The sequence below is a fragment of the Cupriavidus oxalaticus genome (assembly GCF_016894385.1).
Taxonomy (GTDB): domain Bacteria; phylum Pseudomonadota; class Gammaproteobacteria; order Burkholderiales; family Burkholderiaceae; genus Cupriavidus; species Cupriavidus oxalaticus.
Window position 1 is genome coordinate 1,792,536 of sequence record NZ_CP069811.1, and the last position, 25,682, is coordinate 1,818,217.

Genomic DNA, 25,682 nt, shown 5'->3' on the forward strand with positions numbered 1-25,682 from the left:
CGTTTCGCTGCATTGCTGCTGCGATGCGAAGAACGAAATTATGCCGCCAGTGCCCCGCGCTGTCAACAGCCCCAGGTGAAAATCTTCGTGGCCATGCTGCGTGAACCTACTCCTCGCCGCCCCGCCGCATGAAATCCACTTGCGCCGGCCGTCCGGGCAACTGCAGCGCCGCCGTCGCCGGCGGCGTGGCGGCGATGGTCCTGCCGGCCCGCAGCACACGCAGCCGCGTGGCGCGCAGCCGGATCGCCTCGACCGGGTCGCGCGCCTGCAGCAGCACCAGGTCGGCCCGGCAGCCCGGCGCGATGCCGTAGCCGTCCAGGCCAAGGATTTGCGCCGGCGTCGCGGTCACCGCGGCAAAGCAGGCACGCATTGCCTCCTGCCCTGTCATCTGCGCCACATGCAGGCCCATATGCGCGACTTCGAGCATGTCGCCCGAGCCCAGGCCGTACCACGGGTCCATCACGCAGTCGTGGCCGAACGCGACCGGCACGCCCGCCGCCAGCAGTTCGGGCACGCGCGTCATACCGCGGCGCCTGGGGTAGCTGTCGTGCCGCCCCTGCAGCGTGATGTTGATCAGCGGGTTGGCGATCGCCGCGACGCCGGCCTCGCGCATCAGCGGGATCAGCTTGGACACGTAGTAGTTGTCCATCGAGTGCATCGAGGTCAGGTGCGAGCCGGCCACGCGGCCATGCAGGCCGAGCCGCACCGTCTCGCTCGCCAGCGTCTCGATATGGCGCGACAGCGGGTCGTCGCTTTCGTCGCAATGCATGTCGACGCGCAGCCCGCGCCCGGCCGCCAGCTCGCACAGCAGCCGCACCGATTCCGCGCCCTGCGCCATGGTGCGCTCGAAATGCGGGATGCCGCCGACCACGTCGACGCCCATGTCGAGCGCGCGCGTCAGGTTCTGCAGCGCGCCGGGCGCGCGCAGCACGCCGTCCTGCGGGAACGCCACCAGTTGCAGGTCGAGGTAGGGACGCACGCGCTCGCGCACATGCAGCAGCGCTTCCACCGCGAGCAGGCGCGGGTCGCAAATGTCGACGTGCGAGCGGATCGCCAGCAGCCCGCGCGCGACTGCCCAGTCGCAGTAGGCCAGCGCGCGTTCGACCAGCGCCTCCTGCGTCAGCATCGGCTTGAGTTCACCCCACAGCGCAATCCCTTCGAGCAGCGTGCCGGACTGGTTCACGCGGGGCAGCCCGTACGACAGCGTCGAGTCCATATGGAAATGCGCGTCGACGAATGGCGGCGTCACCAATTGGCCGGCGGCATCGATCTCCTCGGCGGCCCGCGCGGCCAGCGCGGGTTCCACCGCGGCGATGCGGCCATTGGCAATGCCGATATCGATGCCGGTGCGCCCGTCGGGCAGGTTGCAGTGCCGCAGGATCAGGTCGAGCATGGCGTCTCTGGATGGGAACGGTTCGGACGAAAAGCACGGCGCATGATCGCATGGCCGATGCGCTCACCCCTGCCTGTCAGCCAGCACCTGCATGGCCATGGCCTCGGGCGCGAGGCCGCAGCCGCGCAGCAGCAGCGCCACCAGGTGCTCGGTCGCCTGCGCATAGTCCTGCCGCCCCAGCCGGCTCACGCCGAGCACGGCGCAGACCTGCGACTCGAAATCGGCATAGGTCTGCGTTGCGGCCCAGATGGTGAAGAACAGGTGCTGCGGGTCCACCGGCGCCATCTGGCCGCTGTCGATCCATTGCTGCACCACCGCGGCCTTGCGCGCCACCAGCTCGCGCAGCGCATGGCGCAGGATCTCGCCGATCTCCGGCGCGCCGTGCAGCAACTCGTTGGCGAACACGCGCGAGGCATCGGGATGGCTGGCGGACAGCCGCATCTTGGCGCGGATGTACTGCTCCAGCGCCACCTGCGGCGGCAGTTCGGCGCGGATGATATCGGTCTCCGACAGCCACAGCTGCAGCGTGTGGGCCAGCACCGCACGGTACAGCGCCTGCTTGGTGCGGAAGTAGTAGTGCAGGTTCGACTTGGGCACGCCGGCGCGCGTCGCGATCTCGGCCATGGTGGCGCCGGCAAACCCCGCGCGCGCGAACACGTGCTCGGCCGCGCGCAGGATCATGGCCTGGTTCTCCTGCCGGATACGGCCGGCGGGACTTTCGTGCGCAAGCGGCGTGCCATGCGCCGACAGCGCCCGCCGCAGGGTGGCGCTGGCGCGCGGGTCCATCAGCGTGTGCCGTAGAGGCGGTCGCCGGCATCGCCCAGGCCGGGCACGATATAGCCGTGCTCGTTGAGCGTGTCGTCGATCGCGGCGGTGACGATGCCCACCTCGGGATGCGCGGCACGCAGCGCGCGCAAGCCGGGACGCGAGGCGATCAGGCACACGTATTTCATGGTGGTGACGCCCGCCTCCTTCAACCGGTTCAGCGCGGCAATGGCGGAATTGCCGGTGGCCAGCATCGGATCCACCACGATGACCATGCGCTCGTGGATATCTTCGGGCATCTTGAAGTAGTACTCGATCGGCTCCAGCGTCTCGGGGTCGCGGTACAGCCCGATATGGCCGACGCGCGCCGCCGGCAGCAGCTCCAGCATGCCGTCGATGAAACCGTTGCCGGCACGCAGGATCGACACCAGGCACAGCTTCTTGCCCGACAGCACGCGCGATTGCGTCGGCGCGATCGGGGTGCGGATGGCGATGGTCTCCATCGCCAGGTCGCGCGTGGCTTCGTAGGTCAGCAACTGGCTGATCTCGCGCACCAGGCGGCGAAAATTGTCGGTGGTGGTTTCCTCGCTGCGCACCAGCGTGACCTTGTGCTGCACGAGCGGATGGTCGACGACCAGCACGCCGGGCATGCCGGCAGCGTCGTCGTCGCGGGCGGCTACACTGGGAACAGCGGTGGGAACAGCGGCGGGAACAGCGGACATGTCGTTCATGGGGACGCTCCTGATGCCATGTTTGATGCCACGTTATCCAATGCAAACCTTGCCGATTGCGGACGCAATCGCGGCGGGCGCACGGGGCGCCCGCCCTGCTCAGAACACCGTGCCGTCGCTGGCGATGCTGAACGGTGGCGCCCCGCCCGGGCGCCGCTTGGCGGCGATGCGCCGGCCTGCGGCCCAGGTGCCGCCCTCCAGCACGCGCGCCAACGGGAAGTCGGCTTCCGCCAGTCCCAGCGCCTGGCGCACGCCATCGGCCACCAGGTCCAGGCCGGTCACGGTCAGCGCGCGCCATTCGACGATCACGGGCTCGTCCACCGCATGCGGCTCGGCGGCAAAGGATGCATCGCGCGGCACCATCAGTTCGAAGTCGAACAGCAGGCCGCCATTGCGGTATTCGGGCAGCCCGGTCAGCGCATCCAGCCCGGTGACCGTCAGGCCCGCATCTTCCAGCGGTTCCAGCAGCGAATAGGTCAGCCATTGCGTGAGCTTGTGGAACGGGACCAGTCCGCCCGGCGCGGCCGGATGACGCCAGCAATCGCCCAGCGACACACCCTCGATCACGATGCGCCCCGGCCAGACCGGCCCCAGCCCCACCAGCAGCGTGCGCAGCAGGAAGCTGGCATCGAGCCGCTCGTTGACCGCATGCGCCTTCAGGTAGTCGAACAGGTTGCCCAGGCGCGCGGGCCGCCCGAACAGCGCCGGCGTAGCCTCCATCACCTCGCCCAGCCGGCGCAGCAGCCCGGCGCGGCCTTCCAGCCCCACCAGCGGGTTGTGCTGCGCCACCTGGAAGGCGTGGGCGATGCTGTCGGCGTCGATGCGCTGCAGCCGCTCGGCATCCGCGCGCAGCGGGTCGCCGGGCGCCGCGGAGAAGCCACCGCGTGCGAACAGGTCGAAGCTGGCCACGCCCAGCCCCTCGGACCGGGTCAGCACCAGGTCGCTGGCCGGGTCGCGGTAGCGCCAGTCGGGCCCCGCGCCGGCGTCGAGCAGCACGCTCGGGACCACCAGGTCGATGCCGATGCGCGCGCGCTCTTCGCGGTGCTCGGGCCCGCTCAGGCCGGCGCGCTCGCACAGCACCTGCCAGCGATCCGCGCGCTGGTCGACGCCGCCGCTCTCGAAGTGGCGCCAGCGGCTGTGGTACGGCACCTGCAGGTCCGGATAGCGCTGCCGGATGGTGCTGGCCACGTAATCGGCGATCGCATGGACACGGTCGGGATGCCAGGTGAACAGCTCGGACGCGCCGCTGGCCACATGCTCGGTGATCGCCGCGCAATGCGTGCGCACGGCCTCCGCGCACAGCAGCGCGGAAGCGGGGTGCCCTTCCGGCACGGGGCTCAGCCAGCCCCCGCCCGGACGCATTTCCTCGTCTGCTCCCCGACGGTCCATGCCGCCACGATCCTCTTCGGGATACATTGTCATTCGTTCAACCCCCTGCCCTTTGCCAGGGCCAGTTCATCGGCATCCGGCGGCGTGTAGTGCGTAAAGTAGCCCGCCGCCACCTTGGCGTCGATCTCGACACGGGCGTCGGCCGGGATCAGGGCTTCGGGGATCGCCACCTGCTCGACCACCTCGATGCCCTGCGCCACCAGCGCGCCATGCTTCATGTTGCTCATCGACGCCCAGCGGTCGATGCGGCGGATGCCCAGCCAGTGGAACACATCCGGCATCAGCTCCTGGAAACGCATGTCCTGCACGCCTGCCACGCATTCGGTGCGGGCAAAGTAAGTCTCGGCCCGGTCGCCGCCCGCCTGCCGCTTGCGGGCGTTGTAGACCAGGAACTTGGTCACCTCGCCCAGCGCGCGGCCCTCCTTGCGGTTGTAGACCACCAGCCCGACACCGCCCTGCTGCGCCATCTCGATGCACACCTCGATGCCATGTGCCAGGTATGGCCGGCAGGTACAGATGTCTGACCCGAACACGTCGGATCCGTTGCATTCATCGTGCACGCGGCAGGCCACTTTTGTCTCGGGCTTGCCGAGTTGGCTGACGTCGCCGAAAAAGTACAGCGTCATGCCGCCGATTGGCGGCAGGAACACTTTCAGGTCGGGCCGCGTGACCAGCTCGGGGAACATGCCGCCGGTCTGCTCGAACAGGCCGCGCCGCAACGCGCTTTCCTTGATGCCGAAGCGCGCCGCCAGCCCCGGCAGGTACCAGACCGGATCGACCGCGGCCTTGGTCACGCGCACGTCGCCATTGGCATAGAGGATGCTGCCGTCCGGCGTCAGCCGGCCGGCTGCCATCGCCGATATCAGTTCGGGCATGTTGATATGCGCGCGCGTGACGGCGATGGTCGGGCGGATATCCACGCCCGCCGCGATGCGGTCGGCGAAGACCGCGGAAACGAGGTGGCCCCAGGGATCGAGCGAGACGATCTTTTCCGGATCGGCCCATTGCGGGTGCGGGCCGATGGACTCGGCGGGGGCGGTATCGGTCAGGTCGGGACGATGGTCGCGCTGCAGCGAGCCGCTGGCGACCGCCAGTGCGCGGTAGATGGCATAGGCGCCGGCATGGGTGCCGATCACATTGCGCTGCGCGGGATTCGCCAGGCTGGCGATCACTGGCCCGCGTTCGGCGGCGGTGGGCGCACCCCAGTGGATCGGCTCGGCCGGCTTGTCGCGGCGGGCGTGCGAAGTGAGGACGATATGGTCGGACATGGCACCCTCGGTTACCGATGGAATCCTGACCAAACGGTCAGGTTTACGATTCCATACTAGGCAACGTTCATGCCATCGCCCAATGCCGGTTTACGCGAGTTTTGCCGCGCTCTGTATGGCGCCGTACGCTAACGGGATGGCACGCATGCACGCAGGGCGTGCCGCGGACATGACGCCGACGGTGCGCGCGCACCGGCAAGAGGCAGCCTGCCGCGCGCGCAGCCTTGCAAGGCTTACATGGTAGGACGGCTCGCCGAGCCGCGCGCGTCCGACAGCCAGTCCCACGCCGCGCGCAGCGCGGCCAGCGGGCTTGCGCTTTCCACGTAGCGATGGAACAGCGCGCCGGCAACGTTGCTCAGCGCCCACGCAGCCGCCATGCCCAGCGCGTTCAGCACCGGCTGCCCCGGCGCAAGGTTCGACACCAGCGCATTGGCCAGCAGGCACACCGGGAAATGCACCAGGAAGACCGAATAGGAAATGCGGCCGAAGAAGCCGATCACATGGCCGCGCGGCCAGCGTTCCATCCAGCCGCCGCGGCGGGCGACCGCCAGCAGCAGCGCGGTGGCCAGCGCCACGGCGATACGCAGGCGGAAATCGACGCTCAGCGCCGCCAGCGCCACCGCGCCGAGCACCAGCAGCGGCATGGCCAACCGGCCCGGGTTCGAGGCCCACCATGCCAGCGTACCCATGCCATAGGCGCCGAAGAAGTACACCGCCCAGATATCCCAGGCGGCATCCCGGTTGAACCAGAACAGCGACGCGAGCGCCAGCAGCGCAACCACGCCGATGCCGGCAACGGCACCGGCCTGTGCCTGGCGCGGCGCAAAGGTGCGGGCCGCCCACAGCGCCAGCAGCAGCAGGCCGAACAGTTGCAGGTCGATCGCGACGTACCAGACACCGGCCGAGAGCGCATCGACGCCCAGCACGTTATGCAGCAGCGTGAGGTGCGCCAGGAACTGCATCAGCTGCGCAGGTGCCGGGATCGATTCATGGCTCATCCACTGCCGCGCCAGCGCGGCGCCGGCGATGCTCAGCAGCAGCGCGGCGGCGAAGGGCACCACCAGCTTCAGGTAACGGCGCCACAGCATCGCCAGCGGATGTTCGCGGATTTCCAGCCTGCCGTGCGGTGCCAGGCTGCGCGCCGCCAGGAAGCCGCTGATCACCAGGAACACCTGGACCGCGATGCGGGCGTAGTCGTACAGCCAGTCCACCAGCCCCGGGGCGAGGCGGTATGCCGTGTCGGACATCGGACCGTAGAAAGCGAGGTGGTGCAGCACGATCAACTGGGAACTGACCGCCTTGAGCGCGTCGATGCAGGGCAGGCGTGACGGACGGGGGCTCATTGTTCTTGGAATCTGGCAAAGCGCACGGAAGGCGCGATTCTAACTGTTTGCCCCGAGTGACATGCGGCGCAATATCCACAAATTGCGGATTGGTTACATACTTCCCTAAGCATCAGAGCTATATTCGTAGCTACAAAAATTATTGCGCCCCCGAATATTCATAGCTACGATTATTCGCATGGACATCACCTTTGATGTAGCCAAGGACGCCGCCAATCTTTCCAAGCACGGCTTATCGCTACGCGTGGCCGCTCAACTGGACTGGCCAGCGGTCATGGCGGGCGTTGATACCAGACGGGACTACAGGGAGGTGCGCGAAATCGGCTTTGGCGTGATTGCCGATCGCCTCTATTGTGTGGTGTTCACTCAGCGTGGGGATGCGATGCACATCATCAGCCTGCGCAAGGCCAACCAACGCGAGGTACGAAACTATGTCGAGCAAACCTAAGATCGTGATGCCGACCGACGAGGAGGACGCGGCAATCAACCGCGGCATCGCCACCGATCCGGACACCTATGAAGTGTCGGCCGATGAAATGATGGCGATGAAGCCTCTTGGCAAACGCGGCCGGGGCCGGCCAAGACTGGGCAACACCAAGGAACTCGTCAGCATCCGCTACGATGCCGAAGTTCTGGAAGCTTTCCGTGCGAGCGGAGAAGGCTGGCAGACACGAATGAACAGCGCACTCAAAGAGTGGCTTCGCACGCACAGGCCATAAGTTGCGCAGCAGCCACGGCCTTCACCGGCCCGGACGTGATCGCGCCGCACAAGCGCTGGTTCCGGCAGCCGATCGGCTGCCGCGGCACCGCAATTCAGGGTTTCCATGAGAGTGCCGTGCCGGGCAAGCCCCAAGTTGACAGCGACAAACGATGTTGGCGACACTGGCCCGAGCCATCCCTGCGTGGGATAGGCCACATACACGACCGCCCGACGGCGGCATTTCTCAGGAGAAACCATGAACAAGTTTGTCGCGACCGCGATCGCGCTCTGCCTCGGCGCCGCCTCGCTGGCCGTCCACGCGCAGGGTACCGGCAAGAAGCAGTTCGATCCGTATTCCCAGGGTGCCAAGTCGGGCGAGAAGTTCGACCCGTACTCGCAGGGTGCCAAGGCCGGCGACAAGTTCGACCCGTACAGCCAGGGCGCGAACAAGAGCACGCGCAGCGACCTGAACCCGGCCGCGCCAGCCACCGAGCAAAAGCCGGCCAAGAAGTCATCCAAGCCGAAGGCAAAGAAGAAGGCCGCTCCCGCGCCGGCCGCCAGCTGAACGGCAACGGCTCCCACGAAAGAACCCGCCTCGGCGGGTTTTTTGTATCCTGCGCGGGCCAAAGCCTGTTTAGGGAGCCTGCGTGTCGCGCTCCAGCGCGGTGACGTCGATGCGCTGCACATTGCCATCCTGCCGCACCTCCGTGCGCAGCACGAAGGCATCGGACGGGCAGTACCAGTCGGTCACGTGCATCACCGAGGGTTCGACCTGCACGACTTCCTCGCCCACCAACACCGGCCCCAGCGAAGTGCGCTTCTCATAGGTGATCGGCAGGCACTCCTTGCGCCCCATGACGGTCTCGATCACCTGGCGCCGGCCGACCTGGCGCGAGCCGATATGGATCGACGCATGCAGCGCGCGCATGGTGCTGACCACTTCGTCGGAGCCGAGGGGGTAGACCTTGAGCGATACGCTGGACTGAAACGTCTCGCCGTCGAGCGTGCTGCCTTCGCGCAGGTCCATGCCGGCATAGTTGAAAACGCCCTTGCCCCGGAACGAGGCTTCGCCGTACATGCGCGCATAGCGCGCGCGGGCATTGATGACCGCATGCTGGCTTTCGATGCTGGTCTGGTCATTGGGCGTGCGCCGGTCGATCACGACCTCATGCACCTGTTCCATGATCACCGGCGGCCCCATCAACGCCGACATCGCCGACTTGGAGCTGACCGTCAGCTGCGCGCGGCAGCCGGATGCGCTGCGCCCGACGTCGCGCAGCGTCATGCGGATCGACATTGGCAAGGCGCCGTCGCCCTCCATCTGCACATGGGAGCCGGAGCGGAACCAGGGCGCGTTGCACAGCACGGCCGCCGCCGACGCGGCCGTCTGCGTGGCGGCCACCTGCGCGGCGGCGCTGACGGCTGCCGCGGCCGCACCGGCGGATGCCTCCGGCTGTGCCGCCGCCGGCATGGCCAGCAGCATGCCTGCCACCGCGGCAAGGCTTGCAAGCGGGAACTGCGGCGCCTTTGTCTTCACATGAATCCCTGTTTAGAATGTCCTGGCGCCCCCGATATCGCGCCCGGCTGCCAGGCGTCCGCCTGACCACTCAGATTATTCGTGTTTTTCGTGCAAGTGGCTATCTCGCTGACCCTTGGCCCACCGGCCGTCGCTGCCTGTCGACCGGGTCGCGGCGTCTCAAGGGGCACCCCAGCCGCCGTGCTACCATTGCCCGCCGCGCATGGCCCTGCCGCGGCTGTGGCGTTCCAGGCGCCCGGCAACGGCCATCGGCGCAGTCAACCGGCATGGCTTCCGGCCTGGCTTTGAACAAACCTCCGGTTGGCTGTCCACCAAAGGGCGGCACGATGCGTTGTGATGGCTTCCCGTCATCGCGCACCCCACGCAAGACCATCCCAATCCGTCGTCTTTCCAGGAGTTCCATGCGTAGTTCATCGACCTCGCGGTATGCCGGGCTGTCCGTTGGTGCCACCACCACCAGTGCTGTCGTGCTGGTCAGCCTTGCCGTCCTGCTGGTCTGGTTCGGCACGCTCGACATGCGCCACCTGCTGCGCTCCGACGAGGGCCGCTACGCCGAGATCGCGCGCGAGATGTTCGTCACCGGCGACTGGGTGACGATCCGCTACCACGAACTCAAGTACTTCGAGAAACCGCCCTTCCACCTGTGGGTGACCGCGCTGGCCTATTCGCTGTTCGGCGTCGGCGACTGGCAGGCGCGCCTGTGCGTAGCGTTGTCCGGCCTGCTTGGCCTGGGCGTGACCATGCTGGCCGCGGCGCGGTGGTACGGGCAGCGCGTGGCGCTGCTGGCCGGCCTGGCGCTGGTGGCGGCGCCGATGTGGAATGTCGCCGGGCATTTCAATTCGCTGGACATGACCCTAGCCGGCGCGATGGCGTGCGTGCTGGCCTGCATGCTGCTGGCGCAGCACCCGGACACCACGCCCGCGGCGCGCCGCGCCTGGATGCTGGCGTGCTGGGCCGCCATGGGCGTGGCGGTGCTGGTCAAGGGGCTGGTCGGCCTGGCGCTGCCCGGGCTGGTGCTGGTGGTCTATACCCTCGCCACGCGCGATCCCGGCCTGTGGCGCAGGCTTCATCTGCTGGCCGGCACGGCGGTGCTGCTCGCGGTCACCGTGCCGTGGTTCTGGCTGGTATCGGTGCGCAACCCGGAATTCCCGCATTTCTTCTTTATCCACGAGCACTGGCAGCGCTATACCTCGCACGTCCACCAGCGCGAAGGCGCGATCTGGTTCTTCGTGCCGCTGCTGCTGGCCGGATTCCTGCCCTGGCTGGGGCTGGCGCCACAGATGTGGCAGGCGGTGCGCGAGCGCGCCGGCGTCGCGCGCGGCACTTCGCCGCGGCCGTTCCAGCCCGCGCTGCTGGCGGCGCTGTGGGCCGTGGCGATCTTCGTGTTCTTCAGCCTGTCGGGCTCCAAGCTGCCGGGCTATATCGTGCCGATCTTCCCGGCGCTGGCGTTGCTGGCGGGCGTGGCGCTGGACACGGTCACGGAACGCGCGTGGCGCTGGCAGGTCAATGCCATGATTGTGCTGGGCGTGATCGGGCTGCTGGCGTGCCCCTTCGTCGCCATGCTGGACAAGCCCAGCACGCCCAATGCCGTGTACCGCGAATTCACCTTCTGGATCGCCATTGCCTTTGCCATCATGCTGGCCGGGGCCGTGGCCGCCCGGCGGCTGCTGCGCACGCGCGGCGTGTTTCCCAGCATCGTGGTGTACGCGCTGGCGATGTTTGCGTGCTGCACGGTGGCGCTGCGTGGCCACGAGGCGATGGGCCGGCCCAGTTCCGGCGCGGACCTGGTGCCGGCGATCAACGCCGTGCTGACGCCGCAGATGCCGTTGTACAGCGTCGGCATGCTGGACCATACGCTGCCGTTCTACCTGCGCCGCACCGCCATCATGGTCGCGCACCAGGACGAACTGGCATTCGGCATCGGCCAGGAGCCGCAGAAGTGGCTTCCCACCATCGACGGCTTTATCTCGCGCTGGCAGGACGGGCAGCGCGCCGTGGCGATCATGATGCCCGATACCTACGAGATGCTGGCAGCGCGCGGCGTGCCGATGCACCGGATCGCCGGCGACCGCCGGCGCGTGGCGGTCGCCAACTTCGCACTGCCGGGCGAAGCCCCGCAAGCCCCCTCCCAAGGACAGTAACCCAGTACGCCCCGGCGCCATGACGCTTTCGACTTTCCTGTTTATCGTGACCGGCGTGCTGCTCAACGCAGCCGCCCAACTGCTGCTCAAGGCCGGCGTCAACGCCATCGGTGCGATCACGCTGGAGCGCGGCACGCTGCTCGTCACGGCGCTGCGCGTGCTGACGCAATGGCCGGTGCTGGCCGGCCTGACCCTGTACGTGGTCAGCGTCGGCGTGTGGATCGTGGGGCTGTCGCGCGTGGACGTGTCGGTCGCCTACCCGATGCTGTCGCTCGGCTACGTGGTCAACGCGCTCGCCGCCTGGTGGCTGTTCGGCGAGATGATCGGCCCCTTGCGCGTGGCCGGCATCCTGCTGATACTGGCTGGCGTCTTCCTGATCGCCCGCTCCTGACCTGGCCGCCCTGGCTTGCCTGCCCTCCCTCACCGACCGGGACCGCTTTTTCGCGGATTTTTCGCCGATTTTTCGCCGATCTTTCGTTCTTAAGCCCATGACTGCTCCTGCTCCCGACTTCCTGCCCTTCGTCCGGCCCGAAATCGATGCCGCCGCCATTGCCGACGTCGGCAAGGTGCTGGCCTCCGGCTGGATCACCTCCGGGCCGAAAATGCAGGCCTTCGAGGCCGCGCTGTCGGACCTGTTCGGCGGACGCCCGGTGCGCACCTTCGCCAACGGCTCGGCGACGATGGAAATCGCGCTGCGCATTGCGGATATCGGCCCCGGCGATGAAGTCATCACCACCCCGGTCACCTGGGTCGCCACCGCCAACGTGGTGATCGCGGTCGGCGCGCGCCCGGTGTTCGTCGACATCGACCCGCGCACGCGCAACCTGGACCTGGACGCGGTCGAGGCCGCGATCACGCCGCGCACGCGCGCGATCATGCCGGTGTACCTGTCGGGCCTGCCGGTCGACATGGACCGGCTCTACGCCATGGCTGCGAAGCATGGCCTGCGCGTGATCGAAGACGCCGCGCAGGCAATCGACTCGCGCTGGCAGGGCCAGCGCATCGGCGCCTTCGGCGACCTGGTCAGCTTCAGCTTCCAGGCCAACAAGAACATCACCACCATCGAGGGCGGCTGCCTGGTGATGAACACGCCGGAAGAAGCGGTGCGCGCCGAACGCCTGCGGCTGCAGGGCGTGATCCGCACCGGCATGGACGGCATGGACGTGGAAGAACCCGGCGGCAAGTTCAACCTGACCGACGTCAACGCCGCCGTGGGCCTGGCCCAGCTCGACAAGCTCGACGCCATTACCGCGCGCCGCGCCGAACTGGCCGAAACCTATTTCCGCTGTGCCGCCGACCACGGGCTCGCCGGACTGGGCATCGAGCTGCCGCTGCCGCTCGATGCCCAGGCCGCCACCACCAACTGGCACATGTTCCAGGTGGTGCTGCCGACCGGGCGCCTGCAGGGCGGCCCGGCGCAGGCGCGCCAGCAGGTCATGGAAGCCATGCGCGAGCGCGGCATCGGCACCGGCGTGCACTACCCGCCCATCCATCTTTTTACCTACTACCGCTCGCTCGGCTGGCGCGAAGGCATGCTGCCGCATGCCGAACGCATCGGGCGCGGCATCGTCACGCTGCCGCTGTTCCCGGCGATGCAAGCCGCCGACGTCGAGCGGGTCTGCGCAACCCTCAGCGAAACATGCAAACGTCTCTCCAAATGAGCCCGGTCGAAGTTTCGGTCGTCATTCCGGTCTACAACGAAGAAGACGGGCTGCAAGCCCTGTTCGACCGCCTTTACCCGGCGCTGGATGGCCTTGGCGCCTCGTACGAGATCATCTTCATCAACGACGGCAGCACCGACCGCTCGGCGGCGCTGCTGGCCGCGCAGTTCCACAAGCGCCCGGAGGTGACCCGGGTGGTGCTGTTCAACGGCAACTTCGGCCAGCATATGGCGATCCTGGCGGGCTTCGAGCATACCCGCGGCAAGATCGTGATCACCCTCGACGCCGACCTGCAAAACCCGCCGGAAGAAATCCCGCGCCTGGTCGAAGCGATGCGCGCCGGCCATGACTACGTCGGCACCATCCGCCGCCAGCGCAACGACACGGCGTTCCGCCGCTACGCGTCGCGCGCGATGAACCGGCTGCGCGAACGCATCACCAAGATCCGCATGACCGACCAGGGCTGCATGCTGCGCGCCTATGACCGCAACGTCATCGACACCATCAACGCCTGCCGCGAGGTCAACACCTTTATCCCCGCGCTGGCCTACACTTTTGCGGCCAACCCGGTCGAGATCGAGGTCGGCCACGAGCAGCGCCATGCGGGTGAGTCGAAGTATTCGCTGTACCAGCTGATCCGCCTGAATTTCGACCTGGTGACCGGCTTCTCGATCGTGCCCCTGCAGTGGTTCTCGGCAATCGGCATGATCCTGTCGCTGTTCTCCGGCGTGCTGTTCGTGATGCTGCTGTTGCGCCGCTTCGTACTGGGCTCGGAAGTGCAAGGTGTATTCACGCTGTTCGCCATGAACTTCTTCCTGATCGGCATCCTGCTGTTCGGCGTGGGCCTGCTGGGCGAGTATGTCGGCCGCATCTACCAGGAAGTGCGCGGCCGCCCGCGCTACCGCATCCAGGCGGTGCTGGAAAAAGCTGACCCGGCGCCCGCCACACCGGCCCGCACGGGCGTGGAGCCATGATGCGCGCCGTCGTCTTCGGCTACCACAATGTCGGCGACCGCTGCCTGCGCGTGCTGCATGCGCGCGGCGTGGAGGTGGCGCTGGTGATCACCCACCGCGACCGCCCCGACGAGAACATCTGGTTCCGCCGTGTTGCCGACACCGCCGCGGAGCTGGGCATTCCCTTTCTCTACGGCGAGGATCCTTGCGATCCGGCGATCGCGCAGGCCGTGCGCGATGCGCGTCCGGACGTGATCTTTTCCTTCTACTACCGCGCGATGATCCCCGCGGCAGTGCTGGCGCTGGCCCCTTGCGGCGCCTTCAACATGCACGGCTCGCTGCTGCCGAAGTACCGCGGCCGCGTGCCGGTGAACTGGGCGGTGCTGCACGGCGAGACCGAAACCGGCGCGACGCTGCATGCGATGGAGGCCAGGCCCGACGCCGGCTATATCGTCGACCAGACCGCCGTGCCGATCCTGCCGGACGACACCGCCGGCGAAGTCTTCGAAAAGGTCACCGTGGCGGCCGAGCAGACCTTGTGGCGCGTGTTGCCGGCGATGATCGCCGGTCACACGCCGCAGCGGCCCAACCGGCTTGCGGAAGGCAGCTATTTCTCGGGGCGCAAGCCGGAAGACGGCCGCATCGACTGGAGCCAGCCGGCTGCCAGCGTCTACAACCTGATCCGCGCCGTCGCGCCGCCCTACCCCGGCGCGTTCACCGAGGTGGCCGGAGCGCGCTTTATCGTGGCGCGGGCGCGCCGCCTCCAGGCCGGAAGCACCGCCGGCGGGTTGCCGCCCGGCCTGCACGTGCACGACGGCAAGCTGCTTGGCCTGTGCGGAGATGGCGGTGCGGTGCTCGTGACCGAATTGCTGGCGCATGACGGGGCGCCGGTCACGCCCGATGCCTTTTCCCGGATTCTCAGAAAACAGACCAACGAGGAAAGCCGATGAAAAAGGTCCTGATTCTCGGCGTCAACGGCTTCATCGGCCATCACCTGACGCGCCGCATCCTGGAAACCACGCCGTGGGAGGTCTACGGCATGGACATGAACGCGGACCGCCTCGGCGACCTCGTCGACCACCCGCGCATGCACTTCTTCGAAGGCGACATCACCATCAACAAGGAGTGGATCGAGTACAACATCCGCAAGTGCGACGTGGTGCTGCCGCTGGTCGCCATCGCCACGCCGGCCACCTACGTGCGCCAGCCGCTGCGCGTGTTCGAGCTGGATTTCGAGGCCAACCTGCCGATCGTGCGCGCCGCGGTCAAGTACGGCAAGCACCTGGTGTTCCCGTCGACCTCGGAGGTCTACGGCATGTGCGCCGACGAGGAGTTCGACCCCGAAGCCTCGCCGCTGGTCTACGGCCCGATCAACAAGCCGCGCTGGATCTATGCGTGCTCCAAGCAGCTGATGGACCGCGTGATCCACGCCTACGGCATGGAGCAGGGCCTGAACTACACGCTGTTCCGCCCCTTCAACTGGATCGGTGCGGGCCTGGACTCGATCTTCGAGTCGAAGGAAGGATCGTCGCGCGTGGTGACGCAGTTCCTCGGCCATATCGTGCGCGGCGAGCCGATCAGGCTGGTCGACGGCGGCGCGCAGAAGCGTGCGTTCGCCGATATCTCGGACGGCATCGGCGCGCTGATGCGCATCATCGAGAACCCCGACGGCATCGCCAGCGGCAAGATCTTCAATATCGGCAATCCGGCCAATATCCATTCGGTGCGAGAGCTGGCGGAGATGATGCTGAAAATGGCGGGGGATTATCCCGAATACGCCGGGGAGGCGCGCAAGACGCAGATCGTCGAGACCACGTCGGGCGACTTCTACGGCAAGGGCTACCAGGACGTGCAGCACCGCGTGCCGAAGATCGACAACACCATCGAAGAGCTGGGCTGGAAGCCCGAGGTCACGATGGAGCAGTCGCTGCGGCGCATCTTCGAGGCGTATCGCGGCAAGGTGGTCGAAGCCCGCACGCTGGTCGACTCGGCCTACTGAGCGCGCACGCAGATGGCACGCATTGCACTGAAGGTCGATGTCGACACGCTGCGCGGCACGCGCGAAGGCGTGCCGAAGCTGCTGTCGATGCTGGAGGCCGCGCAGGCGCAGGCCACGTTCCTGTTCAGCCTCGGGCCTGACCATACCGGGTGGGCGCTGCGGCGCGTCTTCCGGCCCGGCTTCCTGAAGAAGGTGTCGCGCACCTCGGTGGTCTCCAACTACGGCCTGCGCACGCTGATGTACGGTGTGCTGCTGCCGGGCCCCGACATCGGGCGCAAGGGCGCGGCACAAATGCGCGCGGCCCGCGCCGCCGGCCATGAATGCGGTATCCATACCTGGGACCACGTCTATTGGCAGGACAACGTGCGCGAGCGCGATGCGGCATGGACCCGGCGCCAGATGCAGCAGGCCTTCGCGCGCTACACCGAGGTCTTCGGCGAAGCGCCGGCGACGCATGGCGCAGCGGGCTGGCAGATGAACGAGGACGCGTTCCGCCAGATCGACGACTGGGGCATGGCCTATGCGTCGGATGGCCGCGGCACGGCGCCTTATATTCCCACGATCGGCGGCGTGCCGTGCCGGCACGTGCAGATGCCGACCACGCTGCCGACGCTGGACGAACTGATCGGCACGGACGGGCTGGCCGAAGACAATGTCCATACCGCGCTGCTGAAGCTGACCGAAGGCCCGCGCGACCATGTCTTTACGCTGCATACCGAGCTCGAAGGCGGCAAGCTGGCGCCGGTGTTCGAGCGGCTGCTGGCGGGATGGCGCGCGCAGGGGCACGAGCTGGTGTCGATGGCGGCGTGGTATCGCGGGCTGGAGCGGAGCGGGTTGCCGCAGTTGCCGGTCACGTGGGGGGAGATTCCGGGGCGGAGCGGGGAGTTGATTATCCAGCCGCCAGTGCGCTGACGAGGCCTCCCCTATACCGATTGCGTGCTCCCTCTTCCGCAAGCGGGAGAGGGAGCAAACCGTCAGCAGTAGTCAAGCCCCGCGCTGCGCCCCCACCCGCAGCCCATTGAACACCACCAGCAAGCTCGCCCCCATATCGGCGAACACCGCCATCCACATCGTCCCCATCCCCATCACCGTCAGCGCCAGGAACACCGCCTTGATGCCCAGCGCCAGCGTGATGTTCTGCACCAGGATGCGCGAGGTGCGGCGCGACAGCCGGACGAACTCCGGGATCTTGCGCAGGTCGTCGTCCATCAGCGCCACGTCGGCGGTCTCGATGGCGGTGTCGGTGCCGGCCGCGCCCATGGCGAAGCCGATATCGGCGCGCGCCAGCGCCGGTGCGTCGTTGATGCCATCGCCGACCATGCCGATGCGGCCGCCGCGCGCGTGCGCGGCGTCGGTGAGGGCGGCGATGCCGTCGGCCTTGTCCTGCGGCAGCTGGTTGCCGCGCACCTCGTCGATGCCGACCTCGGCCGCGATGGCCTGCGCGGTATGCGGGTTGTCGCCCGACAGCATCAGCGTCTTCACGCCCAGCGCATGCAGTTCGGCAATCGCCTGCCGGCTGGTCTGGCGCACCGTGTCGGCCACCGCAAAGAGCGCCAGCGCGGTGGCAGCGCCGTTGTCTTCGACGCGCGCCAGCAGCACCACGGTCCGACCTTCGCGCTCGATCGCTTCCAGGCGCGCCTCCAGCGCCGGCGAGCAGGCGCCCAGGTCATGCACCAGCCGGTGGTTGCCCAGCTGGTATTCAACGCCCTGCACCTTCCCGCGCGTGCCGCGTCCGGCGAGCGCCTCGAAATCGTCCACCGGCAGCGTCGCAATGCCCGCTTCCGCCGCCGCGGCCGCCACCGCGCGCGACACCGGGTGGTCCGAGCGCGCGGCCAGGCTGGCGGCGATGGCGCGCGCCTGCGGCGGCGCGTCGGCCAGCAGCGCATGGCCGGTCTGCACCGGCTTGCCGTGCGTGATCGTGCCGGTCTTGTCCAGCGCTACCCAGGCCAGGTGCCGGCCCTGCTCCAGGTAGACCCCGCCCTTGACCAGGATGCCGCGGCGAGCGGCCGCCGCCAGGCCGCTGACGATGGTCACCGGCGTGGAGATCACCAGCGCGCACGGGCAGGCGATCACCAGCAGCACCAGCGCCTTGTAGATCCAGTCGACCCAGCCGCCGCCGGCCAGCAGCGGCGGCACCACCGCCACCGCCACGGCAATCGCGAACACGGTCGGGGTGTAGATGCGCGAGAACCGGTCGACGAAGCGCTGCGTCGGCGCGCGGCTGCCCTGCGCGGCTTCCACCGCGTGGATGATGCGCGCCAGCGTCGAGTCGCTGGCGGGCGCGGTCACGGTGTATTCCAGCTCGCCCGACTGGTTGATCGATCCGGCGAAGAGCGGGTCGCCCTCGGCCTTGTCGACCGGCACGCTTTCGCCGGTGATGGGCGCCTGGTCCAGCGCCGACTGGCCGCGCACGACCTTGCCGTCCAGCGCCACGCGCTCGCCGGGGCGCAGCCGCACCAGCGCGCCGACGGCGACGCTGGCCGCGGACACGGCTTCCCAGCTGCCGTCGTCGCGGCGCACCGTCGCCTGCTCCGGCGCCATCGCCATCAGCCCGCGGATCGCATTGCGCGCGCGGTCCAGCGAGGCGGCCTCGATGCGCTCGGCCAGGGCGAACAGCACCATCACCATCGCCGCTTCGGGCCACAGGCGCAGCAGCAGCGCGCCGGTGACGGCGATGCTCATCAACGCATTGATATTGAGGTTGCCGTTGCGCAGCGCGATCCAGCCCTTGCGGTAAGTGGTCAGGCCGCCCAGCGCCACCGCCGCCAGCGCCAGCGCGGCCGGCAACCAGGGCAGGCCGAGCGCCAGCCATTCGGCCACTTCCGCGCCGACCGCTGCCACGCCGGCCAGCGCCAGCGGCCACCACGGCTTGCGTGCGGTGGTCTCGGGCAGCACCTGCTGCGCGGCTTCGGCATCCAGCGGCACCGCCTGCATGCCGAGGCTGCGGATGGCCGCGACCACCGGCTCCGGCGACGGCAGCGTATGGTGGACCGTCAGCACCCGCTGGATCAGGTTGAACTCCAGCGCCGCCACGCCGGCCATATTGCCCAGCTTGTTGCGGATCAGCGTTTCCTCGGTCGGGCAGTCCATCGCGTCGATGCGATAGGCGGCGGCGCGGGCGCCGGCCGGCACCTCGACCGGCGCGGCGGCGACAGGTGCCAGCGGGATCGTCGATGCGCAGCCGCCGCCGCAGCAGGCGTGCGCCGTGGCCGGGGCCGCATGCGCATGCCCGTCCCCATGGCCATGATCGCCGTGGTGATCGTGGTCATGACCCTGTTCGTGGCCATGCGCATGGCGGTGTGCGGAATGATCGTGCCCCGGGCCGGCGTGATCCCGGGGCAGTGCGTCTTCAGGTGACGTGCGAGCCATCTCTTGTTGTTCGCGTGGTTTGACCTGATGACATTGAAGACCCTGTAGCGGCTACAGAGTCAAGCGGTCCCTCAGTGCTCGCAATTGACCATCCACGACATGCCGAAGCGATCCACCAGCATGCCGAAGCCTTCGGCCCAGAACGTCTTCTGGTACGGCACCACCACCTGCCCGCCCTCGGCCAGCCCGTTGAAGATGCGCTCGCCCTCTTCCTTGCTGACCGCGCCGACCGACAGGCTGAAGCCGCTGAAGGCCGGACGCTCGCCCGGGCGGCCATCGGACGCCATCAGCTGGGTCTCGCCGAACTGGATATTGGCGTGCATCACCTTGTCTTTCCAGTCTTCCGGGATCTGCATGCCCTGGTCCGGCGGCGCCTCCTTGTAGCGCATCGCGAACGTCACCTGCGCGCCCAGCACCTTGCCGTAGAACGCCACGGCTTCATCAAAGCGGCCGCCAAAATCCAGATAGGGTTGCACCTGCATGTCACGCTCCTTGTGGGTTGTGATCCTGGTTGCGTAGGGATGCGCCGGCCGGAGTTGCCGCTGCCGGCACGCGCGCCATTATGCGCGCGTGCCGGGCACATGCAAGCGCAGGGGGCGGGAGTGGGACGATTCAAGCCACCCTGGCAGGAGCCTGCGCCGCAGCCGCGCCGTCGGCGGGAAATTGCAGCGAGAACACCGTTTCCCCGTCAAGGCTGCGCACGGTCACGCTGCCGCCGTGCAGCCGCATGATGGTGTCGACAATCGCCAGGCCGAGACCGGTCGACGTGGCGGAATTGCGGCGCGACGGATCCGCGCGATAGAAGCGCCCGAAGATATGCGGCAGCGTTTCCGGCGGGATTGCCGGTCCCGCATTGCTGACGCGGATGCTGGTAGTGGCGCCGCCGCCCGGCGCCGGAATGCGCGTGGCATCCAGCCGCACCGTGGTGCCCGCGGGCGCGTGGCGCAGCGCATTGTCGAGCAGGTTGGTGACCGCGCGCCGCAGCAGCGTCTTGTCGGCCTGCACCAGTGCGTGTCCGCCAACCGCCAGCGCGACGTCGCGGTCGGCCGCGACCGCCTCGAAATACTCGGCCATCCTGTCGAGCTCTTCGCGTGCGTCCAGCGTGCGCACGCCCAGCGCCACCTGCGCATGGTCGGCGCGGGCGAGGAACAGCATGTTCTCGATCATGCGCGCCAGCCGCTCGTACTCTTCCAGGTTCGATTCGAGCAGCGCCTCGTATTCCGCCACGCCGCGGCTTTGCGCCAGCGTCACCTGGGTCTGGCCGATCAGGTTGCTGATCGGGGTGCGGAAATCGTGCGCCAGGTCGGCCGAGAACTCGGACAGCCGCGAGAAGCTGTCCTGCAGCCGCGCCAGCATGTCGTTGAGCGCTGCCGCCAGCTCGCGCAGCTCGGCGGGCGCACTGCCCACATCGAGCCGGGTGGCAAGCCGGCTGGTGGTCACCGCGGCCGCATCGGTGGCCATGCGCCGCAGCGGCCGCAGCCCGCGCCGCGCCAGCACGAAACCGAGCCCGGCCGCCACGGCCGCGCCGCACAGCGTCGCCCACAGCAGCCGGTAGCGGTATTCGCGGATCAGCGCCACGCGGTAGCCGGCATCGCGCAGCACCACGATCTCGACGGCCTTGTCGGAATCGCCGAGCTGGCCGAGCGCGGCAATGCCGCGCGAAGGCACGCCGTTGCGCGGATGCCAGGTCTGCAGCATGTCCTTGTCAGGCTGCGTGCTGGCCGGCAGCACGCGCAGCGGCGGCACGGCCTCGTTGCGCGGATTGAGCGTGACCAGCGGCTCGCCCTGGCGCGTGCGCACCACCAGGATCAGCCCTTCATGGCCCATGGCGATATCGGCGAACCGGTGCGTATCGGCGCGGATTTCCGCCTCGCTGCGCACTTCGCGCAGCAGGTGGCGCACCAGCAGCACTTCGCTGACCAGCTCGCTCTCATCGCGGCCCTCCAGCTGCGCCGACAGCGCGCTGGACAGGTAGGCGGCCACGCTGACCAGGATCGCGGCCGTGGCCAGCCCGTACGCCAGCGCCAGCCGCGTGGTAAGGGATGACGGCAGCCGCATCATGCCGCGGCGGGCCCGCAGCCATCGCTGTCTTCGCCATCATCCAGGACATAGCCCATGCCGCGCCGGGTATGGATCAGCTTGCGCGGAAACGGGTCGTCGACCTTGGCGCGCAGGCGCCGGATCGACACGTCGACCACGTTGGTGTTGCTGTCGAAGTTGACGTCCCACACCTGGGACGCGATCAGCGAGCGCGACAGCACCTCGCCGCGGCGGCGCGCCAGCAGGTACAGCAGCGCAAACTCCTTCGAGGTCAGGTCGATCTTCTGGCCGGCGCGCACCACGCGGCGGCGGATGGCGTCGATCTGCAGGTCGGCCACTTCGATGAATTCGCTCTCGCGCAGCGGCCCGCGGCGCAGGATGGTGCGGATGCGCAGCACCAGCTCCGCGAAGGCGAACGGCTTGACCATGTAGTCGTCGGCGCCCAGCTCCAAACCCTTGAGGCGGTCGGACAGCTCGTCGCGCGCGGTCAGGAACAGCACCGGCGTATCGCGCTCGCGGCGCAGTTCGCGCAGCACCTGCCAGCCGTCCAGGTTCGGCAGCATCACGTCCAGCACGATCAGGTCGTAGGGGTGCTCGCGCGCATGGGCCAGGCCGTCGACGCCGTCGCGCGCCAGGTCCACCACGAAGCCGGATTCGGTGAGGCCCTTGAGCAGGTAGTCGCCCGCCTTGGGTTCGTCCTCGACAATCAGGATACGCATGTGTCAGTCACTTTCCGGCGGCGCCAGTGCCGCCATGGCGTAACGCTAGCCGAGGATGGCCGGAAATGGGCAAAGATTTCAGAAATGTCATCGCAAATACAGCTTTTTGCGGGTAAATGCCAGTAAAATGGGCGTTGACCGCCGGCCCGGCCGATGGTTCCCCCGCGCGCCGCGCGCTTTCCTTTCCTGTCCGCCTAGCCCTCCCGCCTGATGAAACGCCTGCCGCGTCTGCCGAATTCCCTGCTGCTGTCGCTTGCCCTGATCGCGCTGCCCGTGTCCGGCGCCGCCGCGGCCGTGACGACCGTATGCAGCGCGGCCCAGGCCTCCGGGCTGTCGCTGCCGGAACGGCATGCCGCAGCCAAGATGGAAGCCGAAGCCGCTCTGGGCGGCGGCAGCGAAGGCAACTGCCGCGGCGCCACCGTGCAGGTCATGGCGGAACCCGGCGGACAAGGCGTGCCGCTGCAACTGCAGGATGCCGGATCGCCGCAGCCGTCGGACAACGACACCGCCACGCTGCCGGCGCAGCCTGCCGCCGCCGCAAGCGAACTCCCGGAACTGCCGCCCGAGGTGATGGCCCACTGGGCCCATGTGGCGCCGATGTCGACACCGGCGGTCTTCAACGACCTGCTGCCTTTCGCCAGGCGCTGCTGAAGCGCCACGCCGCGCCTGGCGGCGTTTCCGGCTGCAACCCGTTGACTGCCACGCAGCGGCTGGCGCTGCGCGTGCGGCTTACTCGACGCGGAAGAACTCGATCGATTGCCCCGCATTGACCGCGCGCTGCAGCCAGTCGGGGTATTCGCCCTCGCCGTCCCAGCTTTGCCCCAGGGCATTGCGATAGAGCGGACGTGGTGCGCCGTTGGCTTTGGCGGCTTTGGCGACTTTGGCACTGGCAACATCGGCGCCCGCCTCGGGCGCGGCCTTGCGTGAAGATTCCACAGCGGGCGCCGGGACCTTGTCAAAGCATCCCGCGGCGACCAGGTCGTCAAGCGTCAATGCATGACGGTCCATTTGCTCGTGGATCCAGGCCACCGCAGCGAGTTTGGCTGAATCAGACTCGGACATGACTATCGTGAGAGGCCCGCTGCATTCCCGCGGGCAATGAAGACCGGCGATGGAACCGCAGGCCGGTCGGATAGCCATGATTCTACAGCCTTTGCCGGCGCTGCCGGCGTTTGCGCGTGACGGCGCGGCGCATTTCCCTGGATTTTGCCGTGCGCTTGCCATGAGCTTGCCGCGCAGGCCAATGCTGCATGACGGCAATGTCATGCGGGCGTCATGCTGGCGTGGAGGGCGAGTGCCTAGACTTCTCTCTACCGCCTCCCGTCCCGGGCTGGCACTCTGATGGAGAAGCATCCAATGCAAGTACTCAGGCAAGTCTTTGTCGCCACCGCGCTGATTGCGACCGTGGTCGGCACCGCGCAAGCTGCACCGCGCAGCGTCGATCCGTTCAGCGACGGCGCGCGCAGCGTCACCGGCACGCGCAGTTCGTTCACCGACGGCGCGCATACGGCCACCGGCACCCGCAGCAGCTTTACCGATGGCGCACACACCGCCACCGGGCCGCGCAGCACGTTCACCGACGGCGCGCACAACCCCAACGGCCCGCGCGACAGCTTCAGCGACGGGGCCTGACCTCCCCAGCCCCCACGCGCCCGCCACGCAGCCGCCACGCCGCGCACGCGGGACCGCATCAGCGCACCGCGCCGTAGATCCGGCGCGCATCCGCGGCGTCGGCGATCGGCCGGCCCAGCGTGAGCCCGCCCTGCACAGCCTGCGCCACCAGCGCGGCGTTGCCGGGCGCGCGGCTGCCGTCGCGCAGCAGCAGGTTGTTCTCGAACCCCACCCGCACATGGCCGTCGAACGCGGCGGCCGCGGTCACGCACGCATTCTCTTCGCGGCCGAAGGCGCAGATCGCCCACGGCAGCGCATCGTCGCTTTCCGCGGCCACCTGCAGGAACGGCAGCAGGTCGTGCGGCGACGAGACCTGCCCCGCCGAATAGCGCCCCAGCACATACAGCAGCGACCACGCCCCCGCCGGCACCAGCCCGCGCGCGCGCAGCGCATGCCAGCGGCGCACATCGGCCGCGTCGTACAGGATCACCTGCGTCATCACGCGTTCTTGCGCCAGCCAGGCAAAGAACGCGGCCAGTTCGCCTTCCGGGATCTCTGGCACCGCCACCTCGCGCAGCCCCACCGACACGGCTTCGGGCCGCAGCTCGCGCACCATCGCCATCTGCGCGGGGGCCTTGTAGACGCCAGCGGCTTCGCTGGTCACCTGCACCAGCAACGAGTCGCCGACCGCCTGCCTGACCGCGGCGAGCGCGTCGCGGTAGGCCTGCGCGTCGAGCGAATGGCGGCCCTGCGCGTCGCGCACGTGCATATGCATCATGGCGGCGCCGGCATCGAGGCAGGCGCGCGCTTCCTGTGCCAGCGCCGCGGCGGTCAGCGGCACCGCGGGATGGTCGGCAGACTGCTTGTAGGCGCCGTTGGGCGCCACCGTGACGATCAGCGGCGAATCGGCCAGCGCCGCGCGGGTGGCGGCGGATTGTGCCGGGGCGGAGGGATTGGCTTGGGTCATGGCTGGATCTCGGGCAATTCAGGGGCGATCAGGTCGAGGCCGGCGCGCAGCAGGCGGTCGTAGCGCGCGCGCTCGGCGGCAATGGCTTCGGGGCTCCAGACATAGAAGCCCTCGCCGCGCTTCATGCCGTGGCGGCCGTCGGCGGCGCGCTCGGCCAGGCAACGCGCGGGATGGTCGTCGTTGCAGAAGCTCGGGTACATGGTGGCAGCGGCGGCGGCATGCACGTCGATGCCGGCATGGTCGCGCTGCAGCACCGGGCCCGCGGCCAGGAAGCGGAAGCCGAAGCCGAAGCGCACCGCGGCATCCACGTCCTCGGGCGAGGCAATGCCGCGGTCGATCAGGCTGAAAGCCTCGCGCGACAGCGCGTGCTGCAGCCGGTTGGCGAGGAAGCCCGGCAGGTCCTTGCGCACTTTCACCGGCACCATCGCGCAGCGGCGCATGAACGCGATCAGGGCGTCGGCGCAGCCTTCGTCGCTGGCCTCGCCCATCACCACTTCGACCAGCGGCACCAGGTGCGCCGGCATGAAGAAATGCAGGCCCAGCATGCGCGCGCGCGACTCCAGCCCGGCGCCGATCGCGCTGATCGGGAAGCTCGAGCTGTTGCTGGCGAGCACCGTGTCGGGCCGCGCGCGCCGGACCAGGTCGGCGAACAGTTGCTGCTTGAGTTCCAGCCGCTCGGGGATGCACTCGATCACCAGGTCGACCGTGGCCCAGTCGACGTCATCAAGCGAGGCGGCCACGGACAGGCGGCCGGCGCCCTCGGCGCGGCCGATGGCCATCAGGTTGTCGCGCACCCGTCCGGGCAGCGCGGCGCCGCGCGTGGCGTCGGGCTCGACCACCGTGGTGCGGCACAGGGCGCGGGTCAGCACCACGGCGACGTCGGCGCCCATGGTGCCGCCGCCCACCACCACCGCATGGGCGGCGCCAGGGTGGCCCAGCGGGCTCGTGGTGACCGGTTCGGTCGGGTTCGGCATAGGTTCTCCGGGAAAATCCTGCGGGATCGGTGGGCTGCCCCGGCGGCCACAGAGCGCGCCGGACAACGGATTCCCGGCAGTGTAGAGAACTCGCTTTGATTGATGAAGTCGATTCTGTGGAT

Annotated in this window: 26 protein-coding genes; 12 read left to right on the forward strand and 14 right to left on the reverse strand. The window is 68.5% G+C overall.

Translation table 11 applies throughout. The features are described 5' to 3' along the window. Nucleotides 1-106: 106 nt before the first annotated feature. The 6 genes from JTE92_RS07885 to JTE92_RS07910 all read right to left on the reverse strand — a co-directional run bounded on the left by JTE92_RS07885 (nt 107) and on the right by JTE92_RS07910 (nt 6,889). Nucleotides 107-1,393, reverse strand: a complete 1,287-nt coding sequence (locus tag JTE92_RS07885) for an amidohydrolase family protein (RefSeq protein WP_063240614.1) — start codon at nt 1,391-1,393, stop codon at nt 107-109. 63 nt (nt 1,394-1,456) lie between these two features. Then, on the reverse strand, nt 1,457-2,179 hold the full coding sequence (locus JTE92_RS07890; RefSeq protein WP_063240615.1) for a TetR/AcrR family transcriptional regulator: 723 nt from the start codon (nt 2,177-2,179) through the stop codon (nt 1,457-1,459). Further along, the gene (upp, locus tag JTE92_RS07895) at nt 2,179-2,889 is read right to left on the reverse strand and encodes a uracil phosphoribosyltransferase (RefSeq protein ID WP_063240616.1); all 711 of its coding nucleotides are present in this window, start codon (nt 2,887-2,889) and stop codon (nt 2,179-2,181) included. Before upp ends, JTE92_RS07890 begins: the two co-directional genes overlap by 1 nt. Nucleotides 2,890-2,988: 99 nt before the next feature. Continuing rightward, nucleotides 2,989-4,311, reverse strand: a complete 1,323-nt coding sequence (locus tag JTE92_RS07900; protein ID WP_063240617.1) for a URC4/urg3 family protein — start codon at nt 4,309-4,311, stop codon at nt 2,989-2,991. After that, nucleotides 4,308-5,546: a GTP cyclohydrolase II gene (locus JTE92_RS07905; protein ID WP_063240618.1), complete on the reverse strand. Its 1,239-nt coding sequence runs from the start codon at nt 5,544-5,546 to the stop codon at nt 4,308-4,310. Before JTE92_RS07905 ends, JTE92_RS07900 begins: the two co-directional genes overlap by 4 nt. Nucleotides 5,547-5,779: 233 nt before the next feature. Then, a complete protein-coding gene (locus JTE92_RS07910; protein ID WP_063240619.1) occupies nt 5,780-6,889 on the reverse strand; it encodes an acyltransferase family protein in 1,110 nt (369 codons plus the stop codon). Between the two features lie 178 nt (nt 6,890-7,067). On the opposite strand from JTE92_RS07910, the gene JTE92_RS07915 reads away from it, so the two are divergent. The 3 genes from JTE92_RS07915 to JTE92_RS07925 all read left to right on the forward strand — a co-directional run bounded on the left by JTE92_RS07915 (nt 7,068) and on the right by JTE92_RS07925 (nt 8,154). Beyond that, a complete protein-coding gene (locus tag JTE92_RS07915) occupies nt 7,068-7,337 on the forward strand; it encodes a BrnT family toxin (protein ID WP_063240620.1) in 270 nt (89 codons plus the stop codon). Then, nucleotides 7,321-7,608: a BrnA antitoxin family protein gene (locus JTE92_RS07920; protein ID WP_063240621.1), complete on the forward strand. Its 288-nt coding sequence runs from the start codon at nt 7,321-7,323 to the stop codon at nt 7,606-7,608. Before JTE92_RS07915 ends, JTE92_RS07920 begins: the two co-directional genes overlap by 17 nt. A 237-nt stretch (nt 7,609-7,845) precedes the next feature. Further along, entirely contained in the window at nt 7,846-8,154 is a 309-nt protein-coding gene (locus tag JTE92_RS07925) for a hypothetical protein (protein ID WP_063240622.1), read from the forward strand. Nucleotides 8,155-8,223: 69 nt separating this feature from the next. Here JTE92_RS07925 and JTE92_RS07930 read toward each other — a convergent pair whose 3' ends face one another. Then, complete coding sequence (locus tag JTE92_RS07930; RefSeq protein WP_063240623.1) at nt 8,224-9,126, reverse strand: hypothetical protein; 903 nt, start codon at nt 9,124-9,126, stop codon at nt 8,224-8,226. A 401-nt stretch (nt 9,127-9,527) separates the two neighbouring features. On the opposite strand from JTE92_RS07930, the gene JTE92_RS07935 reads away from it, so the two are divergent. The 7 genes from JTE92_RS07935 (at nt 9,528) to JTE92_RS07965 (ending at nt 16,792) form a co-directional block, all read left to right on the forward strand. Beyond that, nucleotides 9,528-11,267, forward strand: coding sequence for a glycosyltransferase family 39 protein (locus tag JTE92_RS07935; protein WP_063240624.1), 1,740 nt, complete (start codon nt 9,528-9,530; stop codon nt 11,265-11,267). 19 nt (nt 11,268-11,286) lie between these two features. Continuing rightward, the gene (locus tag JTE92_RS07940; protein ID WP_063240625.1) at nt 11,287-11,658 is read left to right on the forward strand and encodes an EamA family transporter; all 372 of its coding nucleotides are present in this window, start codon (nt 11,287-11,289) and stop codon (nt 11,656-11,658) included. Nucleotides 11,659-11,755: 97 nt separating this feature from the next. Next, a complete protein-coding gene (locus JTE92_RS07945; protein WP_063240626.1) occupies nt 11,756-12,928 on the forward strand; it encodes a DegT/DnrJ/EryC1/StrS family aminotransferase in 1,173 nt (390 codons plus the stop codon). Next, nucleotides 12,907-13,902, forward strand: coding sequence for a glycosyltransferase (locus tag JTE92_RS07950; protein WP_063240627.1), 996 nt, complete (start codon nt 12,907-12,909; stop codon nt 13,900-13,902). Before JTE92_RS07945 ends, JTE92_RS07950 begins: the two co-directional genes overlap by 22 nt. After that, on the forward strand, nt 13,902-14,831 hold the full coding sequence (locus JTE92_RS07955) for a formyltransferase (protein WP_063240628.1): 930 nt from the start codon (nt 13,902-13,904) through the stop codon (nt 14,829-14,831). The genes JTE92_RS07950 and JTE92_RS07955 overlap by 1 nt, the downstream gene beginning before the upstream one ends. After that, nucleotides 14,828-15,880 (forward strand): bifunctional UDP-4-keto-pentose/UDP-xylose synthase, encoded by a 1,053-nt coding sequence (locus JTE92_RS07960; RefSeq protein ID WP_063240629.1) that lies wholly within the window; start codon nt 14,828-14,830, stop codon nt 15,878-15,880. The genes JTE92_RS07955 and JTE92_RS07960 overlap by 4 nt, the downstream gene beginning before the upstream one ends. A 12-nt stretch (nt 15,881-15,892) precedes the next feature. Next, nucleotides 15,893-16,792 (forward strand): polysaccharide deacetylase family protein, encoded by a 900-nt coding sequence (locus JTE92_RS07965; RefSeq protein ID WP_063240630.1) that lies wholly within the window; start codon nt 15,893-15,895, stop codon nt 16,790-16,792. Between the two features lie 72 nt (nt 16,793-16,864). On the opposite strand, the gene JTE92_RS07970 is transcribed toward JTE92_RS07965, so the two are convergent. From JTE92_RS07970 to JTE92_RS07985, 4 genes are all read right to left on the reverse strand, one after another. Then, nucleotides 16,865-19,249 carry a heavy metal translocating P-type ATPase gene (locus JTE92_RS07970; RefSeq protein WP_063240631.1) on the reverse strand — a complete coding sequence of 795 codons (2,385 nt, stop codon included), beginning with the start codon at nt 19,247-19,249 and terminating at the stop codon, nt 16,865-16,867. A 71-nt stretch (nt 19,250-19,320) separates the two neighbouring features. Continuing rightward, nucleotides 19,321-19,731, reverse strand: a complete 411-nt coding sequence (locus JTE92_RS07975) for a VOC family protein (protein WP_063240632.1) — start codon at nt 19,729-19,731, stop codon at nt 19,321-19,323. A 130-nt stretch (nt 19,732-19,861) separates the two neighbouring features. Continuing rightward, nucleotides 19,862-21,310 (reverse strand): heavy metal sensor histidine kinase, encoded by a 1,449-nt coding sequence (locus tag JTE92_RS07980; RefSeq protein WP_063240633.1) that lies wholly within the window; start codon nt 21,308-21,310, stop codon nt 19,862-19,864. Further along, the gene (locus JTE92_RS07985; RefSeq protein ID WP_063240634.1) at nt 21,307-22,008 is read right to left on the reverse strand and encodes a heavy metal response regulator transcription factor; all 702 of its coding nucleotides are present in this window, start codon (nt 22,006-22,008) and stop codon (nt 21,307-21,309) included. The genes JTE92_RS07980 and JTE92_RS07985 overlap by 4 nt, the downstream gene beginning before the upstream one ends. 210 nt (nt 22,009-22,218) lie before the next feature. Here JTE92_RS07985 and JTE92_RS07990 point away from each other — a divergent pair, with 210 nt between their 5' ends. Further along, nucleotides 22,219-22,659 carry a hypothetical protein gene (locus JTE92_RS07990; RefSeq protein ID WP_063240635.1) on the forward strand — a complete coding sequence of 147 codons (441 nt, stop codon included), beginning with the start codon at nt 22,219-22,221 and terminating at the stop codon, nt 22,657-22,659. Between the two features lie 78 nt (nt 22,660-22,737). Here the strand turns inward: JTE92_RS07990 and JTE92_RS07995 are convergent, their stop codons facing one another. After that, a complete protein-coding gene (locus JTE92_RS07995; RefSeq protein ID WP_063240636.1) occupies nt 22,738-23,070 on the reverse strand; it encodes an H-NS family nucleoid-associated regulatory protein in 333 nt (110 codons plus the stop codon). A 294-nt stretch (nt 23,071-23,364) separates the two neighbouring features. On the opposite strand from JTE92_RS07995, the gene JTE92_RS08000 reads away from it, so the two are divergent. Beyond that, nucleotides 23,365-23,640 carry a hypothetical protein gene (locus JTE92_RS08000; protein ID WP_063240637.1) on the forward strand — a complete coding sequence of 92 codons (276 nt, stop codon included), beginning with the start codon at nt 23,365-23,367 and terminating at the stop codon, nt 23,638-23,640. A 58-nt stretch (nt 23,641-23,698) separates the two neighbouring features. Here JTE92_RS08000 and JTE92_RS08005 read toward each other — a convergent pair whose 3' ends face one another. Together JTE92_RS08005 and JTE92_RS08010 are read right to left on the reverse strand one after the other, a co-directional pair. Next, nucleotides 23,699-24,586 (reverse strand): beta-keto acid cleavage family enzyme, encoded by an 888-nt coding sequence (locus tag JTE92_RS08005; RefSeq protein ID WP_063240638.1) that lies wholly within the window; start codon nt 24,584-24,586, stop codon nt 23,699-23,701. Then, nucleotides 24,583-25,560, reverse strand: coding sequence for a 3-hydroxyacyl-CoA dehydrogenase family protein (locus tag JTE92_RS08010; RefSeq protein ID WP_063240639.1), 978 nt, complete (start codon nt 25,558-25,560; stop codon nt 24,583-24,585). Before JTE92_RS08010 ends, JTE92_RS08005 begins: the two co-directional genes overlap by 4 nt. Nucleotides 25,561-25,682 lie beyond the last annotated feature (122 nt).

Bases quoted from the DNA above. Each gene is read 5' to 3' on its own strand.
- JTE92_RS07900 (WP_063240617.1), bottom strand. From the start codon at position 4,311: ATGACAATGTATCCCGAAGAGGATCGTGGCGGCATGGACCGTCGGGGA.
- JTE92_RS07925 (WP_063240622.1), top strand. From the start codon at position 7,846: ATGAACAAGTTTGTCGCGACCGCGATCGCGCTCTGCCTCGGCGCCGCC.
- JTE92_RS07985 (WP_063240634.1), bottom strand. From the start codon at position 22,008: ATGCGTATCCTGATTGTCGAGGACGAACCCAAGGCGGGCGACTACCTG.
- JTE92_RS08010 (WP_063240639.1), bottom strand. From the start codon at position 25,560: ATGCCGAACCCGACCGAACCGGTCACCACGAGCCCGCTGGGCCACCCT.
- JTE92_RS07915 (WP_063240620.1), top strand. From the start codon at position 7,068: ATGGACATCACCTTTGATGTAGCCAAGGACGCCGCCAATCTTTCCAAG.
- JTE92_RS07955 (WP_063240628.1), top strand. From the start codon at position 13,902: ATGCGCGCCGTCGTCTTCGGCTACCACAATGTCGGCGACCGCTGCCTG.
- JTE92_RS08000 (WP_063240637.1), top strand. From the start codon at position 23,365: ATGCAAGTACTCAGGCAAGTCTTTGTCGCCACCGCGCTGATTGCGACC.
- JTE92_RS07995 (WP_063240636.1), bottom strand. From the start codon at position 23,070: ATGTCCGAGTCTGATTCAGCCAAACTCGCTGCGGTGGCCTGGATCCAC.
- JTE92_RS07950 (WP_063240627.1), top strand. From the start codon at position 12,907: ATGCAAACGTCTCTCCAAATGAGCCCGGTCGAAGTTTCGGTCGTCATT.
- JTE92_RS07905 (WP_063240618.1), bottom strand. From the start codon at position 5,546: ATGTCCGACCATATCGTCCTCACTTCGCACGCCCGCCGCGACAAGCCG.
- JTE92_RS07975 (WP_063240632.1), bottom strand. From the start codon at position 19,731: ATGCAGGTGCAACCCTATCTGGATTTTGGCGGCCGCTTTGATGAAGCC.
- JTE92_RS07910 (WP_063240619.1), bottom strand. From the start codon at position 6,889: ATGAGCCCCCGTCCGTCACGCCTGCCCTGCATCGACGCGCTCAAGGCG.
- JTE92_RS07920 (WP_063240621.1), top strand. From the start codon at position 7,321: ATGTCGAGCAAACCTAAGATCGTGATGCCGACCGACGAGGAGGACGCG.
- JTE92_RS07960 (WP_063240629.1), top strand. From the start codon at position 14,828: ATGAAAAAGGTCCTGATTCTCGGCGTCAACGGCTTCATCGGCCATCAC.
- JTE92_RS07890 (WP_063240615.1), bottom strand. From the start codon at position 2,179: ATGGACCCGCGCGCCAGCGCCACCCTGCGGCGGGCGCTGTCGGCGCAT.
- JTE92_RS07980 (WP_063240633.1), bottom strand. From the start codon at position 21,310: ATGATGCGGCTGCCGTCATCCCTTACCACGCGGCTGGCGCTGGCGTAC.
- JTE92_RS07965 (WP_063240630.1), top strand. From the start codon at position 15,893: ATGGCACGCATTGCACTGAAGGTCGATGTCGACACGCTGCGCGGCACG.
- JTE92_RS08005 (WP_063240638.1), bottom strand. From the start codon at position 24,586: ATGACCCAAGCCAATCCCTCCGCCCCGGCACAATCCGCCGCCACCCGC.
- JTE92_RS07935 (WP_063240624.1), top strand. From the start codon at position 9,528: ATGCGTAGTTCATCGACCTCGCGGTATGCCGGGCTGTCCGTTGGTGCC.
- JTE92_RS07945 (WP_063240626.1), top strand. From the start codon at position 11,756: ATGACTGCTCCTGCTCCCGACTTCCTGCCCTTCGTCCGGCCCGAAATC.
- JTE92_RS07990 (WP_063240635.1), top strand. From the start codon at position 22,219: ATGAAACGCCTGCCGCGTCTGCCGAATTCCCTGCTGCTGTCGCTTGCC.
- JTE92_RS07970 (WP_063240631.1), bottom strand. From the start codon at position 19,249: ATGGCTCGCACGTCACCTGAAGACGCACTGCCCCGGGATCACGCCGGC.
- JTE92_RS07885 (WP_063240614.1), bottom strand. From the start codon at position 1,393: ATGCTCGACCTGATCCTGCGGCACTGCAACCTGCCCGACGGGCGCACC.
- upp (WP_063240616.1), bottom strand. From the start codon at position 2,889: ATGAACGACATGTCCGCTGTTCCCGCCGCTGTTCCCACCGCTGTTCCC.
- JTE92_RS07940 (WP_063240625.1), top strand. From the start codon at position 11,287: ATGACGCTTTCGACTTTCCTGTTTATCGTGACCGGCGTGCTGCTCAAC.